Here is a 13119-nt window from a genome sequence, read left to right as displayed (position 1 = left end):
GCAGCGAGGCGGCTGGGTGTCTACGCTGAAGAAACGCCCTGCTTAAGGCGCAGGGCAGTGTGACAAGTTTTACGACCTCCATGGATCAGGAAGGGAGAAACACCATGCGTTATGTAACCACACCGCTCGTTGGCGTCAGCGCCGCGCTACTTTTGGCCGCAGGTGCTGCTCATGCGCAATCGAACGAGTCGATAGAGGTCGAGATGCACAGCGTCAGCGCCGAGGGTATCGGCGAGTCGATTGGCACCGTTACCGCCGAGGCATCCGATTTTGGTGGCGTTATGCTAACGCCTTCGCTCAGCGGCCTTGAGCCGGGCGTGTATGGCTTTCATATGCACGAGAACCCAAGTTGCGAACCCGCCGAAAACGATGACGGCGAAATGACGGCGGCGCAGGCGGCAGGCGACCACTACGACCCGGACAATACCGATACGCACCAAGGCCCCTATGGCGACGGGCACCTGGGCGATCTTCCGGTGCTGACCGTCAACGAAGACGGCGAAGCCAACCTGCCCATGCTGGCGCCACGCCTGAGCATGGACGACCTGGCGGGCCACAGCCTCATGGTGCACGAAGGCGGCGATACTTATAGCGATGAGCCCCACCTGGGCGGCGGCGGTGGCCGTCAGGCCTGCGGCGTGATCGAGGGCTAAGCCTAACGATTATCCATTACCAACGGGCAGCCAAATGGCTGCCCGTTGCGTTTGCGCTGCTGGTGCTGTTCAAACCGTCGTATCAACCACTAAAGTCTAGATGCAGTGGGCAGCAACTCTAGTTAGATTCAGTATCGCTAAACGAGAGCACCATCCGCTTTCGCTAGCACCACGCTTCACCCCCTACCCTCTGAATCTTCAGGTGCGCCCAATGATCACATTCATCGTCTCGATCGCGCTTTTGATCGTAGGCTACTTTACCTACGGCAAGTTCGTAGAGCGGGTGTTCGTCACCGACCGCAAGCGCCAAACCCCGGCGTTCAGCATGCGCGACGACATCGACTACGTTCCTATGAACACTACTCGCAACTCTTTGATTCAGCTGCTCAACATTGCGGGCGTCGGGCCCATTTTCGGCCCCATTCTGGGAGCGCTTTACGGCCCCGTGGCCTTCGTCTGGATCGTCGTGGGCTGTATCTTCGCCGGTGCCGTGCACGACTACTTGACGGGCATGATCTCGATTCGCAACCACGGCGCCCACCTGCCTCAGCTGGCGGGCAAGTTTTTGGGCAAGATGATGAAGCACGTGGTCAACGGCTTTGCCATCCTGCTGCTGCTGCTCGTGGGCACGGTGTTCGTGACTTCACCGGCCGCGCTTCTGCAGAACATGCTGCCGATATCGCTGACTGTCATTATTCTGGCCATCTTCGCCTACTATCTGCTGGCAACGCTGCTGCCGATCGACAAGATCATTGGACGCATTTACCCCTACTTCGGCGCCCTTTTACTGTTCAGCGCGGCAGGCATCGGCATTGGCTTGATCGTTACCGGCGCGCCCATCCCTGAACTTTCGTTCCAGAACATGCATCCGGAAGGTGCCCCCATCTTCCCGCTACTATTCTTGACCATTTCGTGCGGTGCCCTTTCCGGCTTCCATGCCACCCAAACGCCGATCATCTCGCGTACCACCAAGAACGAAACCAATGGGCGTAAGATTTTCTACGGCATGATGATCACCGAGGGTGTCATCGCCATGATCTGGGCCGCTGCCGCCATGAGCCTGTTCCACGGCGACCAAAGCCTCTCCGACGTGCTTGCAGCAGGTGGCCCGGCGGCCGTGGTCAGCGAAGTGGCAACCACCATGCTGGGCGCAGTGGGCGGCACCCTGGCGGTTCTCGGCGTTATCGTCCTGCCGATCACCTCGGGCGATACCGCGTTTCGTAGCGCGCGCATGATCATCGCCGACTACCTGAAGATCGATCAGCGTCCCTTCGTTCGCCGCTTGGTCATCGCCCTGCCGCTGTTCGCCATGTCCTATATCCTGACGCACATGGACTTCACCCTGCTGTGGCGCTACTTCTCTTGGGCCAACCAGACCACTGCGGTCATCGCCTTGTGGGTTGCGACCATGTACCTTGTGCTTTCGCGCAAGCCTTACCTGATCACCTCGATTCCGGCGGTGTTCATGACCATGGCGACTTTCACCTACATCGCCTACGCGCCGATCGGCTTCGGCCTGCCGCTGCAGTGGAGCTACGCTGCCGCCACCCTCGGCACGCTGATCTGCATCGCGCTGTTCATGAAACGCGTACGCCGTTTGAGCCGCGCCACCTTCACCGTGGACGAGCCCGCAGCGACATTCAGCGACGAAAGCTTGGCAGCGGGGCGCTGATCGATCCTCATTGATCGCCCCTTTCCAGCCTACTAAGCAGGCAAAAAAATCCCCCCGAGCGAGCTCGGGGGGATTTGCGTTTCAAGGCCTCAAGAACACGCCTTGGGCGAATGCCTTATTCGTGGTCGCCCGCCAGCTGCATTTGGCGCAGCATGTAGTTCTGGATGCCGACTTGGTCGATCAGACGGAGTTCGGTTTCGATGTGATCGATGTGCTCTTCTTCATCGGCCAGTAGATCGCGAAGCAGATCACGGGAGACATAGTCTTTGACGCTTTCGCAGTAGGTGATCGCTTCGATGTAGTCGCGACGGCCGTCGTGCTCGATCTTGAGATCGCTTTCCAGCATCTCTTTGACGTTCTCGCCAATGTGCAGCTTGCCAAGGTCTTGCAGGTTGGGAATACCTTCGAGGAACAGGATGCGCTCGATCAGTTTGTCGGCGTGCTGCATCTCTTCGATGGACTCATCGTACTCCCACTTGGCCAGCGCCTTGAGGCCCCAGTCTTTGTACATCTTGGCGTGAAGGAAGTACTGATTGATCGCGATCAGTTCGTTACCGAGTGCGATGTTGAGATGCTGAATTACTTTAGGATCGCCTTTCATGCCGTCACCTTTTTTCTAGTCGTGGGTCGAAACTCAATTCGATCAGACAGTTACGAAACAAGGGAGCATAGACACGTAAAGACATACTCCCAGTAACCCGGGAGTATAGAGAGGATAAATAAAAATACAAGCAAATCAATTACTTGCTAAATATAACACCAACAATAGTGATTCGCGTCACAGTTGGAAAATCATAATGCATAAGCAAGACTCATATCCGACTCGAAAGATGTCGCTTGAACGGCTTCACGCATTACGCTCTTACCAAAGCTTGCACACTTGCCGCATTGAGTACCGCACCCTGTCGCTTCACGCACTTCGCGCCAGCTACGCGCACCGTCGCTGACCTGTTGGCGTATTTGATGATCGGTCACTCCTTTGCACACACACACGTACATGGCAACACCTCATGAAACTCATGGAAGGAATGTAAATGATTCCCATGACTTCATGCAAGTGAAAACACGTCAGATTTATATTAGCGAAAATTAACGTACTAGCTCGCCAAGATGTGCACGGTTGTGGTCTTCGAGACGATATCCGGCCAGCTACGCCTTTTTGTATCGATCAACACCCACCAATATCCCGCCCCTAGCGCCGCCAGCGATAGCCATGCCGTCGCGCAGCGCAGAAGGCCCTGGCGCAGGGTAATGGCATAACCGTCTGGGGTCTGTACGCGTAGCCGCCACGCTTGCATGCCTAAGGTCATTCCCCCTCGCGACCAGGCATAGAGAAAAAAACTCGTTGTGGCTATCAGCAGCAGTAGGCGAAGGCTCCATACCTGTAGGGAATCCGCACCCACGGTTCGGGGCTCGACGCCTAGCAGCAAACGGAAAAAAGCCAAGTGCACGACGGCAACGCCAAACCAAAGGGCGGCGAGCAGTATGCCATCGTAGAGCATGGCGCCGAGGCGCCGGGGAAGCGACGCGGGCGCAAGGCCCGCGTGCGAGGAGAGGCGTTTGAGTGTCAACCGTTACGCCGCAAGAAGTGAATGCCAACGGCCGCGCACACCAGCGTCGGCACCAGCACTGCCCAAACGGGCGAAAAACCGAACAGCGTCGAGGCGGGCGCGAGCAAGTCCTGAACGTATTTGAAGCTAAGCCCAGTCACCACGCCATAGAAAACCCGCGTACCTGCCGCCACGGTGCGCAGCGGGCCGAAAACGAAGGAGGCCGCGATCAACACCAGCGACGCCATGGTCAATGGCATCAGCACCTTCTGCCAGAAATAGAGCAGCGGTTGATCGGCCTGAAGCCCCTGCTCCCTGAGGTACTGTGCATAAGCCCACAGCTCGCTGGGCGACTGGCTCTCGATAGGGCGCAAAAGACGCTCGAGCTGCTCGGGCGTGATCGCCGTTGGCCAGACCTCCTCGTCGGTGAAAGCGGCTTCGGTATGGTCATCAAAGATGCGCGTGGTGGTGACGTTTTCGAGCCGCCAGGCATCTCCCTCCCAGTGGGCGCGCGCGGCGTGGGTAGCCTCGACCAGGCGTCGCTCGTCGAAGCGATAGCGGGTCACATCGAGCACCACGTGATCGGCGCGAATGGCGCCAAAGCGGTAGACGCTATCGCCTTCGAACTGCCAGCCGCTGCGGCTTATGGGTTGAGCGTTCTCGCCCTGGCGCTGCTCGACGCGCCATACTTCGGCGAACTGCTCGCTGCGGGGGCTTACGTACTCCGCCACTAGCAGTACCACGACGACCACCAAAAGCACCGGCTTCATGACGCCCCAAACGATTCGCGCCAGCGAACGTCCGGCGGCGCGCATCACCGTGAGCTCGTTGCTCGACGCCATGCTGCCAAGACCAATCAAAGCACCGATCAGCACCGCCACCGGCGCATACTGATAAAATCGCCACGGCGTGCGCATACCGAGATAGAGCAGGACGTCGAGCGCGGTGTAGTCGCCCTGAACGTCGCGCAGATCGCCAATGTAGGCAATGGTGATATCCAACCCCAACAGCACACACTGCACGACGATGATCGCGCCCAGTACGTTGCGCGCGATGTAGCGGTCGAGACGATCGAAAAGCATCAGCGCATCCCCCGGCGCTGCGAACGCCACAATAGCAACATACCCAAGCCCAAGAACAGCAGGTGCACGGGCCACACGCCCACCGCCACGGCAAGCGCGCCGCTACCCACGGCATCCACCGCTGCCAGTAGCAGGCTCAAGTAGGCCACGTAGAGAAATACCGCCGGTAGCAACTTGGCAAAGCGCCCCTGGCGCGGGTTGACCCGCGAAAGCGGCTGGGCCAACAGGGCCAGCACGAAGACCATCAGCGGAAGCCCGGCACGCCACTGCCACTGCGCCTGGGCGCGGGGACTGTCATCCTGCCAGAGCTCGGGCGTGGTCGCGAACTCGAGCGAGTCGAGCTCACGACGATCCTGACTCAGGTTCATACGCATGGTATAGCGCTCGAAGGTCAGCCGCTCGGCCGCTTGCATACCGGGCGTGACGCCGTAGCGCTCGCCGTTTTCCAGAATCAAGAAGCGGCTACCCGTGTCCAGCCGCGTCTCCTGGTAGCCAGACGCAGCGCGGGTAATGTAACTATGCACGTGCTCGTCGCCCGCCGCTTGTGCCTGCTCGTGCACCAGCACATCGCGCATTTCGGTGCCGTCGCTGGTGAAACTCCCAATGTAGGCGGTGCGCCCGCCACCAAAGTCCTGAAAGCGCCCTGGCGCAATGACGGACACATCCAGGCGGCTGCGCTGCTCTTCAAGCGTCGCTGCCGTTTGCAGCGCTCCGGCCGGGGTCAGCCACAAACTGCAAAGCCCCACCAGCACGGCAACGATGGCGGCGGGTAACAGCGTTACGCGCAGCAGGCGAACCGGGCTCATGCCGCAGGCCACCATCACGGTGATTTCGCTGTTCATGTAGAGCTGGCCATAGGCCAGCAAAATGCCCAGGAAGAACGCCAGCGGCAGGATCAGCTCCATGAACCCTGGCAGGTGAAAGACCATCAAGCTGCCCAGGATGGTAACGGGGATGTCGCCTTCGGCGGCATCGGAAAAGTAGCGAATGAAGCGGCTGCCCATGATCACTAGCAGCAGGATGCCGGCCACCGCCGCCATCGTCAGCAACACTTCACGCGTCAAGTAGCGAAATAAAATCAATGCGCTCTCCGGCTAATCGTGCAGGATGCCATGCAATGCGCCCGGCCCTTGGGTACACTGAGGCATTATCCCGAATCCCTCGATGCTTGTCTTGTTGGAGACGTCATGGAATTTTCCGTTCAAACCGCGAATCCGGCCAAGGTCGAAACGACGTGCCTGGTCGTTCCCGTATTCAAGGATAGCGCGCTGCTGCCCACCGTGGAGAAGCTCGACGATGCCAGCGAGCGCTTGATCGGTCAGTTACTCGAACGCGGCGACGTCGACGGCAGCCTGGGCAGCGTACAGCTACTGCCCTACGCCCCTGGGCTCAGCGCCGAACGGCTCTTGCTGGTGGGGTTGGGTGAACGCGAAAAGTGCCAAGAAGCCGCTTTCCTGAAAGCGCTGGACGCCGCCATGACGGCGCTAGTGAAACTGCCCATCGACGACGCGAGCGTCGCCTTCACCGACGTTCCCATCGACACCCGCGACAGCGCCTGGAAAGCCCGCAAAGTGCTGGAAGCCGCCGAGCGCGCCACCTACCGTTTCGATCAGTTCAAGTCATCGCCGGCGCCCGCTTCGCGCCTTGCCAATATTACGCTGATCGTGAGCGACGGTGACGACGCCGAAGCGGCGCGCGAAGGTGCGAGGATCGGCGCCGCCATCGGTCAGGGCATCAACTACACGCGCACGCTCGGTAACCTGCCGGGTAACGTCTGTACGCCGAGCTACTTGGCCGCACAAGCCCGCGAGCTTGGGCGTGACTCAGGCGGCGCGCTGGATGTCGAGGTGCTCGACGAAGCCGCCCTTGAAAGCCTTGGCGCCCACTCGCTGTTGAGCGTGGGTCGCGGCAGCCGTGAGCCCTCGTGCTTGATCGTGATGAAGTATCAAGGTGCCGAAAGCGCCGACGACGCGCCTCACGTTTTGGTCGGCAAGGGCATCACCTTCGATACCGGCGGTATCTCGCTCAAGCCGGGCGAGGCCATGGACGAGATGAAGTTCGACATGTGCGGCGCGGCGAGCGTTTTTGGCACGGTCAAGGCGATGCTGACGATCAAGCCCAAGCTCAACCTGGTCTTCGTGGTTGCCGCCGCCGAGAACATGCCCGATGGTCAAGCCACCAAGCCGGGCGATATTCTCAAAACGCTCAAGGGCCTCACCGTCGAAGTCCTCAATACCGACGCCGAGGGCCGCTTAGTGCTCTGCGACGCGCTCACCTACGTCGAGCGCTTCACGCCCGCAAGCGTCGTCGATATCGCCACCCTCACCGGCGCCTGCATCATTGGCCTTGGCCACCACGCCACGGGGCTTTTGTCCAACGACGACGACCTTGCGCTCGACCTGCTCGACGCAGGCGAAGCGGCCTGGGATCGCGCTTGGCACCTGCCGCTGTGGGACGAGTACCAGGAGCAGCTCGACTCCAACTTCGCCGATCTGGCCAACATCGGCGGCCGTCCGGCGGGCACCATCACCGCGGCGTGTTTCCTCTCGCGCTTTGCCGATCAGTTCCCCTGGGCGCACCTGGATATCGCCGGTACTGCGTGGCACTCGGGCAAGCAGAAAGGCGCTACCGGTCGGCCGGTTGGCTTGCTCAGCCAGTACTTGCTCGATCGCGAAGGCGAGGCGGTCGTAGAGAGCTAGCGCGCTAATCTCACCGACAATCTCAAGGACTGAGCAATCAGCAGTTGCCTTTCCAAGGCGCAAGCGTTACATCTGAGGACATCGGGGCGCCATTTATGCGCCCCAGCGCCTTCGGGCCTTACCCCATTCACTGCCCCGCCCCGGGGCTTGGTTTCAGCGGAGAAAACACGCCGTGCCCACTGCAAGTTTCGATATCCTGCCGTCCAACCAGCCGCTGGCAGACGAGCTGCGTCAGAACATCCTCAAAAACCCCGGCTTCGGTCGCCATTTCAGCGATCATATGGCCAACGTCCGCTGGACAGTGGATGCTGGCTGGCACGGCCACGCGGTGCGCCCTTATGGTCCGCTGACGCTGGACCCGGCCGCTTCGGTGCTGCACTACGGTCAGGAGATTTTCGAGGGCATCAAGGCTTACCGTCATGCCGATGGTTCGGTGTGGACCTTCCGACCGGAGAAAAACGCCGAGCGCTTTCGCAAAAGCGCCCACCGTCTGGCGCTGCCCGAACTCTCCGATGAGGACTTCGTTGGCTCGCTGAAGGCGCTGCTCGCTCAGGATCACGCCTGGGTACCGACGCCCGCCAACGATTCCGACGAGTGCAGCCTCTACCTGCGCCCGTTCATGATCGCCACCGAAGCGTTTCTCGGCGTGCGCCCCGCCCACGAGGTCGACTACTACGTCATCGCCTCGCCTGCGGGCTCCTACTTTAAGGGCGGTATCGCGCCGGTCTCCATCTGGCTTTCGTCGCACTACAAGCGCGCCGCACCTGGTGGAACGGGCTTTGCCAAGTGTGGCGGCAACTACGCTGCCTCTCTAGCGGCGCAGAAAGAGGCCGAGCAGCACGGCTGCGGCCAGGTCGCCTTCCTCGATGCCGCCGAGAGCAAGTGGATCGAAGAGCTTGGCGGCATGAACCTCTTCTTCGTCTACAAAGATGGCCGCCTGGTCACGCCGCGTTTAACCGACACCATCCTAGAAGGTGTGACGCGTAACTCCGTGCTCACCCTGGCCAAAGACGAAGGCCTGACACCCGAAGAGCGCCCCATCAGCATCGACGAGTGGCGCGAAGGGGCGGCTTCCGGTGAGATCACCGAGGTGTTCGCCTGCGGTACTGCTGCCGTCATTACCCCGGTGGGTGAGCTTATCACCGAGCACGAGCGCATTCGCCTGAACGGCAACGGCGGCAACGACGTGGCTATGCGTATTCGCACCAAGCTGCTCGACGTGCAGTACGGCCGCAGCGACGACACCCACGGCTGGCTCACTCGACTGGTCTAATGCTTTTCCCGCAAGCGCCCGAGGCCCGCCCTTGGGCGCTTGCGGGCACGAGAGTTACATGGCGCGCATCGACTTCTACATCCTTCCTGACACCACCCTCGAGGCGCGCTTGGCGTTTGCCTGCAAGCTGGCGGAAACCATCCACCGCAAAGGCTACCGGCTGCACCTTCACTGCGAAGACCGCACCCTGGCCGAGCAGGCCGACCAAGCGCTGTGGAGCTTTCGTCCCGACGCCTACCTGCCTCACGCCCTGGAAGACAGCGAACTTGCCGAGAGCGTGCCGATCACCCTGGGCTGGCAAACGCTGCCCACGCCCGACGGCGAATGCGCTCTGCTCAACCTGCACCCTGAGATCCCCGACGGTATCGAGCGCTTTTCGCGTATCGCCGAGATCATCAACCAGCACCAGGAAGTTCTGCTCGCCAAACGCGCCTGCTGGCAGCGCTACAAGGCGCTGGGGCATGAGGTCGTACCGCATAAGTTGGGATAAAAAAATCCGGCGCCCTGCCAGGGGCGCCGGATTTTTAGTCGAGCTTTAGCGGCAAATCAGTCGATGACGCTGACGTCGTCTGCCTGCAGGCCGCGGTCGTTACGGATCACGTGGTAGCGAACCAGCTGACCTTCGGCGAGCATGCGCGGGCCTCGGCCGCGAATGGCGCGAAAATGCACGAAGACGTCTTCGCCATTGTCGCGGGTGATGAAACCATAGCCTTTATTGGTGTTGAACCACTTTACCTCCCCCTCTTCGCGTCCATCGTTGGGATCGATAACGTCCAACTCCTCCTCGTCGTCCACATCCGCAGGCGGGGCTTGCGTTGGGCGCGCACCCGGGGCTGCGCGAGCCGCCAGATTGCCCGCCACCACCACCTGAGGCGCCAGCGCCACTGCCGCCAGCGTCGCGGCGAAGAGCACGAAGAAGCTAGCCAGCGTCACCGCCGCATAGGACGGGCCAACGCCGCTAAGCTCGAGCTCGATGAGCCACAGTTCGGCCAGTGGCGCATTGACGAGGTGCAACATGCCAAGAAGTACCAGCGGCATGGGCATTGCCAGTAATAGACTGATGAAAATACAGCGTAAAACAACTCTTGGGTTCATAGATGATGAAAGCTCTCTTGTTGTATCGATGACAGATGAAGACAATACCCGGTAAACGGGTTCCTGCCTGCATGCAGCGGGCCCATCAAACGGCGCCAACTTCACCTTAATGACGACTACCGGCGCCGGGCCTACCACACCGAGTGACATAGTACCATGAGCCACGATTTTTCGTCTGCCGAGCTAATGCAACATCTTGAATCGCTGGAGAGTCGACTGGCTTACCAGGAACACTGGCTGGATACGCTGGATCAGGCGGTGGCCCAGCAAGAGCGCCGCCTGGAAAAACTCGAACAGCTAAGCGTGCTGATGCGCGAGCGCCTGCGCGAACAGCATCAAACGCTGCAAGACCAGGGCCGTACGCCGCGCCCGGAAGACGAGTTGCCGCCCCACTATTGAACCTTCGAATGCCTCTAGGTACTACGCCTCTGGCACGACGGCATCGCCGTAGAGGCGCCGGTACTCGTCGGGCAGCCGCTTGGGGCGCCCGCTGCTGAGTGCGACACAGGCAAAGCGCGTGCGCGCCGTCATGAGGGTGCGTTCATCGCGCTGGCGGCGTAGCTGAAAGCGCCGCGTTAGGGTGAAGCGGCCATCGCAGGCGACGATCCAGGTCGCAAGTATCAGCGCCTCACCGGCAAAGGCCGCGGCGTGATAGTCGATCTCGTGGCGCTGTACGACCATCGCTCGATCGAGTTCGCGGTAACGCGCAAGCGATAGTCCCAGCGCTTCGGAGTGCGCCCAACTGATCTGCTCGATCCAGCGCAGATACTCACCGTTGTTGACGTGTCCATAGGCGTCGATGGCGCCCTCATCGACGACGATCTCCATACGGTAAGGATCCGGCAGCACCCAGCTCATCGCTTGCTCCTCGCGGTAAATACGGCGTCATCGACCGACTGCGCCAAGCGCGATCAGTCGCGGAAAACGCGAACCCCGAGCGCCTTGAGATAGGCGGTTTCGGGAATCGCCGGGTGGATCGGGTGATCCGGCCCCTGGTGGCCTTGGAACACGATCTGGCCGTGGCGATCCTGGTGGCGTACCGCCCCGCGCACCACCTCGACCAAGCGCTCGTGGGCGAGATGCATGGAGCAAGAGGCCGAGATCAGCAGGCCATCGCGCCCCAGCAGTCGCATCGCCTCGCGATTGAGTCGCGCGTAGGCGCGCTCGCCGTTGGGAATATCCTTACGCTTTTTGATGAACGCCGGCGGGTCGAGGACGATGACGTCGAACTGCTCGCCCTCGGCTTTCAGCGCGGCCAGTGCCTCAAAGGCGTCACCTTCGCCGATGGCGACCTGCTCGTGTAGGCCGTTGAGCTCGGCGTTACGTGCCACGCGCTCAAGCGCCGTGTTAGAGGCATCGATACACAGCACCTCAGAGGCGCCATTGGCCGCCGCTTGCACGCCCCAGCCGCCGATGTAGCTGAAGACGTCGAGCACGCGCTTGCCCGCCACCTGGCGGTTAAGCCACTCACGGTTGACGCGGTGATCGAAGAACCAGCCGGTTTTCTGGCCTTCGATTACCGGCACCGCAAAGCGCACGCCGTTCTCTTCGATGAGCACTTCGTCGGGCAGCACGCCCTTGACCACTTCGACCTGGGCTTCCAGGCCTTCCTGACGCCGCCCACCGGTATCGTTACGGAAGACGATGACCTCGGGTTTGACCACTTTCTCCAGCGCATCGACGATGGCGTCGGCCAGGTGCTGCATACCGGCCGTGTTGAGCTGCACGACCAGCACGCTACCAAAGCGGTCGATGATCAGCCCCGGCAGCAGGTCGCCTTCACCGTGAACCAGGCGGTAGAAGGGCTTATCGAACATCTGTTCACGCAGTGCCAGCGCCTGATTGAAGCGGTGGACGAAAAGTGAGCGATCCAGACGCATGTCGGGGTCGCGCGACATCACCCGCGCGCAGATCAGCGAGTGCGGATTGACGTAGGCGACGCCAAGGGCCCTGCCGTTGGCCGCTTCGACCAACGCCGTTTCACCGGGGGCGAAGTCCTTCAGCGGCGTTTCCTTGGTATCCACCTCATTGGAGTAGATCCACAGGTGCCCCGCTTTGAGGCGGCGGTCGGCATGCTTGTTAAGACGCAGGCGTTGGGTCACAGCGTTGATCTCCGAAACGATCGACAAAACTAAAAAGGGTGCAGCACCAGCCTAGCGCTGGCACTGAGGGCAGAAGACACTGGCACGCTGGCCAAGCGTCACCCGGCGCAGCGTGGTACCGCAGCGCTGGCACGGCTGGCCTTCGCGCCCGTAGACAAACAGGCGCTGGGCAAAATAGCCCGGCTCGCCCTGCCCGCTGACGAAATCGCGAAGCGTCGTGCCACCTTGAACGATGGCGGCAGCGAGCACTTCCTTGGCCGCCTGGGCCAAGCGTTCGTAGCGCGCAAGCGAGACGCGCCCGGCCGCGCGGCGCGGGTCGATACCGGCCATGAACAGCGCCTCAGACGCGTAAATATTGCCAACGCCCACGACCACGCTGTTATCCATCAAAAAGGGCTTGATCGCGGCGCGCTTACCCCGCGATAGCGCGTAGAGTAGCGCCCCGTCGAAATCTTCCGAAAGTGGCTCTGGCCCCAGATGAGCAAGGCGAGGGTCACTCAGCGCATCGCCCTGCTGCCAATCGACGAAGCCGAAACGGCGCGGATCGTGGTAGCGCAGCGTATAGCCGTTATCGAACCCAAGCTCGAGGTGGTCGTGCTTTTTGAGCGCCTCCTCAGCCCGGGCAATACGCAAACTCCCCGACATGCCCAAATGCCAAAGCAGCAGACGCGATGATGCCTCACGCTCGACGGGAATCTGTAGGTACTTGGCCCGCCGCGCGATGCTGCCGATGCGCGCGCCGGTCAGCTGCGCAGCAAGATCATCGGGCACCGGCACGCGCAGACGGGGCTGATGAACGTTCACTCGCGTGACCGCCTGCCCCTCGACGTAGGGGGCGATACCGCGGCGGGTAGTTTCGACTTCGGGTAGCTCGGGCATCGTGCTCGCTATCGGTAAGTCATCAAAAGAGGTGAGCGCTCATTGTATAAGCGAAAGGCGCATACGCAAAAAAGCACGCAAACAAAAACCCGGCTTCGAGAGCCGGGTTTTTCG

Annotated in this window: 15 protein-coding genes; 6 read left to right on the top strand and 9 right to left on the bottom strand. The window is 61.0% G+C overall.

The window, feature by feature from the left end:
- Nucleotides 1-104 precede the first annotated feature (104 nt).
- Both sodC and LLY24_RS03365 read left to right on the top strand, forming a co-directional pair.
- Nucleotides 105-653 carry a superoxide dismutase [Cu-Zn] SodC gene (sodC, locus tag LLY24_RS03370; RefSeq protein WP_259034841.1) on the top strand — a complete coding sequence of 183 codons (549 nt, stop codon included), beginning with the start codon at nt 105-107 and terminating at the stop codon, nt 651-653.
- Nucleotides 654-864: 211 nt separating this feature from the next.
- Nucleotides 865-2325: a carbon starvation CstA family protein gene (locus tag LLY24_RS03365; protein ID WP_259034840.1), complete on the top strand. Its 1461-nt coding sequence runs from the start codon at nt 865-867 to the stop codon at nt 2323-2325.
- A 115-nt stretch (nt 2326-2440) separates the two neighbouring features.
- Here the strand turns inward: LLY24_RS03365 and bfr are convergent, their stop codons facing one another.
- From bfr to lptF, 5 genes are all read right to left on the bottom strand, one after another.
- The gene (gene bfr / locus LLY24_RS03360; RefSeq protein WP_259034839.1) at nt 2441-2926 is read right to left on the bottom strand and encodes a bacterioferritin; all 486 of its coding nucleotides are present in this window, start codon (nt 2924-2926) and stop codon (nt 2441-2443) included.
- A 191-nt stretch (nt 2927-3117) separates the two neighbouring features.
- Entirely contained in the window at nt 3118-3324 is a 207-nt protein-coding gene (locus tag LLY24_RS03355; RefSeq protein WP_259034838.1) for a bacterioferritin-associated ferredoxin, read from the bottom strand.
- Between the two features lie 98 nt (nt 3325-3422).
- A complete protein-coding gene (locus LLY24_RS03350; protein ID WP_259034837.1) occupies nt 3423-3896 on the bottom strand; it encodes an RDD family protein in 474 nt (157 codons plus the stop codon).
- Entirely contained in the window at nt 3893-4957 is a 1065-nt protein-coding gene (gene lptG, locus LLY24_RS03345) for an LPS export ABC transporter permease LptG (RefSeq protein ID WP_259034836.1), read from the bottom strand. The genes LLY24_RS03350 and lptG overlap by 4 nt, the downstream gene beginning before the upstream one ends.
- Nucleotides 4957-6039 (bottom strand): LPS export ABC transporter permease LptF, encoded by a 1083-nt coding sequence (gene lptF, locus LLY24_RS03340; protein ID WP_259034835.1) that lies wholly within the window; start codon nt 6037-6039, stop codon nt 4957-4959. The genes lptG and lptF overlap by 1 nt, the downstream gene beginning before the upstream one ends.
- 105 nt (nt 6040-6144) lie before the next feature.
- On the opposite strand from lptF, the gene LLY24_RS03335 reads away from it, so the two are divergent.
- The 3 genes from LLY24_RS03335 to LLY24_RS03325 all read left to right on the top strand — a co-directional run bounded on the left by LLY24_RS03335 (nt 6145) and on the right by LLY24_RS03325 (nt 9419).
- Nucleotides 6145-7656 carry a leucyl aminopeptidase gene (locus LLY24_RS03335; protein WP_259034834.1) on the top strand — a complete coding sequence of 504 codons (1512 nt, stop codon included), beginning with the start codon at nt 6145-6147 and terminating at the stop codon, nt 7654-7656.
- Between the two features lie 172 nt (nt 7657-7828).
- Nucleotides 7829-8929 (top strand): branched-chain amino acid aminotransferase, encoded by a 1101-nt coding sequence (locus LLY24_RS03330; RefSeq protein WP_259034833.1) that lies wholly within the window; start codon nt 7829-7831, stop codon nt 8927-8929.
- Between the two features lie 58 nt (nt 8930-8987).
- Nucleotides 8988-9419 carry a DNA polymerase III subunit chi gene (locus tag LLY24_RS03325; protein ID WP_259034832.1) on the top strand — a complete coding sequence of 144 codons (432 nt, stop codon included), beginning with the start codon at nt 8988-8990 and terminating at the stop codon, nt 9417-9419.
- 56 nt (nt 9420-9475) lie between these two features.
- Here LLY24_RS03325 and LLY24_RS18290 read toward each other — a convergent pair whose 3' ends face one another.
- Nucleotides 9476-10024 carry a cold-shock protein gene (locus LLY24_RS18290; protein WP_282563376.1) on the bottom strand — a complete coding sequence of 183 codons (549 nt, stop codon included), beginning with the start codon at nt 10022-10024 and terminating at the stop codon, nt 9476-9478.
- 156 nt (nt 10025-10180) lie between these two features.
- Between LLY24_RS18290 and LLY24_RS03315 the strand changes: the two genes are divergently transcribed.
- Complete coding sequence (locus tag LLY24_RS03315) at nt 10181-10423, top strand: SlyX family protein (RefSeq protein ID WP_259034831.1); 243 nt, start codon at nt 10181-10183, stop codon at nt 10421-10423.
- A gap of 21 nt (nt 10424-10444) precedes the next feature.
- On the opposite strand, the gene LLY24_RS03310 is transcribed toward LLY24_RS03315, so the two are convergent.
- Genes LLY24_RS03310 through mutM form a run of 3 tightly spaced genes read right to left on the bottom strand, consistent with a single transcriptional unit; the run spans nt 10445 to nt 13005 of the window.
- A complete protein-coding gene (locus tag LLY24_RS03310) occupies nt 10445-10882 on the bottom strand; it encodes an acyl-CoA thioesterase (RefSeq protein WP_259034830.1) in 438 nt (145 codons plus the stop codon).
- 53 nt (nt 10883-10935) lie between these two features.
- Entirely contained in the window at nt 10936-12126 is a 1191-nt protein-coding gene (locus tag LLY24_RS03305; RefSeq protein WP_259034829.1) for a class I SAM-dependent rRNA methyltransferase, read from the bottom strand.
- Nucleotides 12127-12177: 51 nt separating this feature from the next.
- Nucleotides 12178-13005: a bifunctional DNA-formamidopyrimidine glycosylase/DNA-(apurinic or apyrimidinic site) lyase gene (mutM, locus tag LLY24_RS03300; RefSeq protein WP_259034828.1), complete on the bottom strand. Its 828-nt coding sequence runs from the start codon at nt 13003-13005 to the stop codon at nt 12178-12180.
- Between the last annotated feature and the right edge of the window lie 114 nt (nt 13006-13119).

The sequence above is a fragment of the Halomonas dongshanensis genome (assembly GCF_024790395.1).
Lineage (GTDB): Bacteria > Pseudomonadota > Gammaproteobacteria > Pseudomonadales > Halomonadaceae > Vreelandella > Vreelandella dongshanensis.
This window is presented reverse-complemented; position numbering and strand designations above follow the sequence as displayed.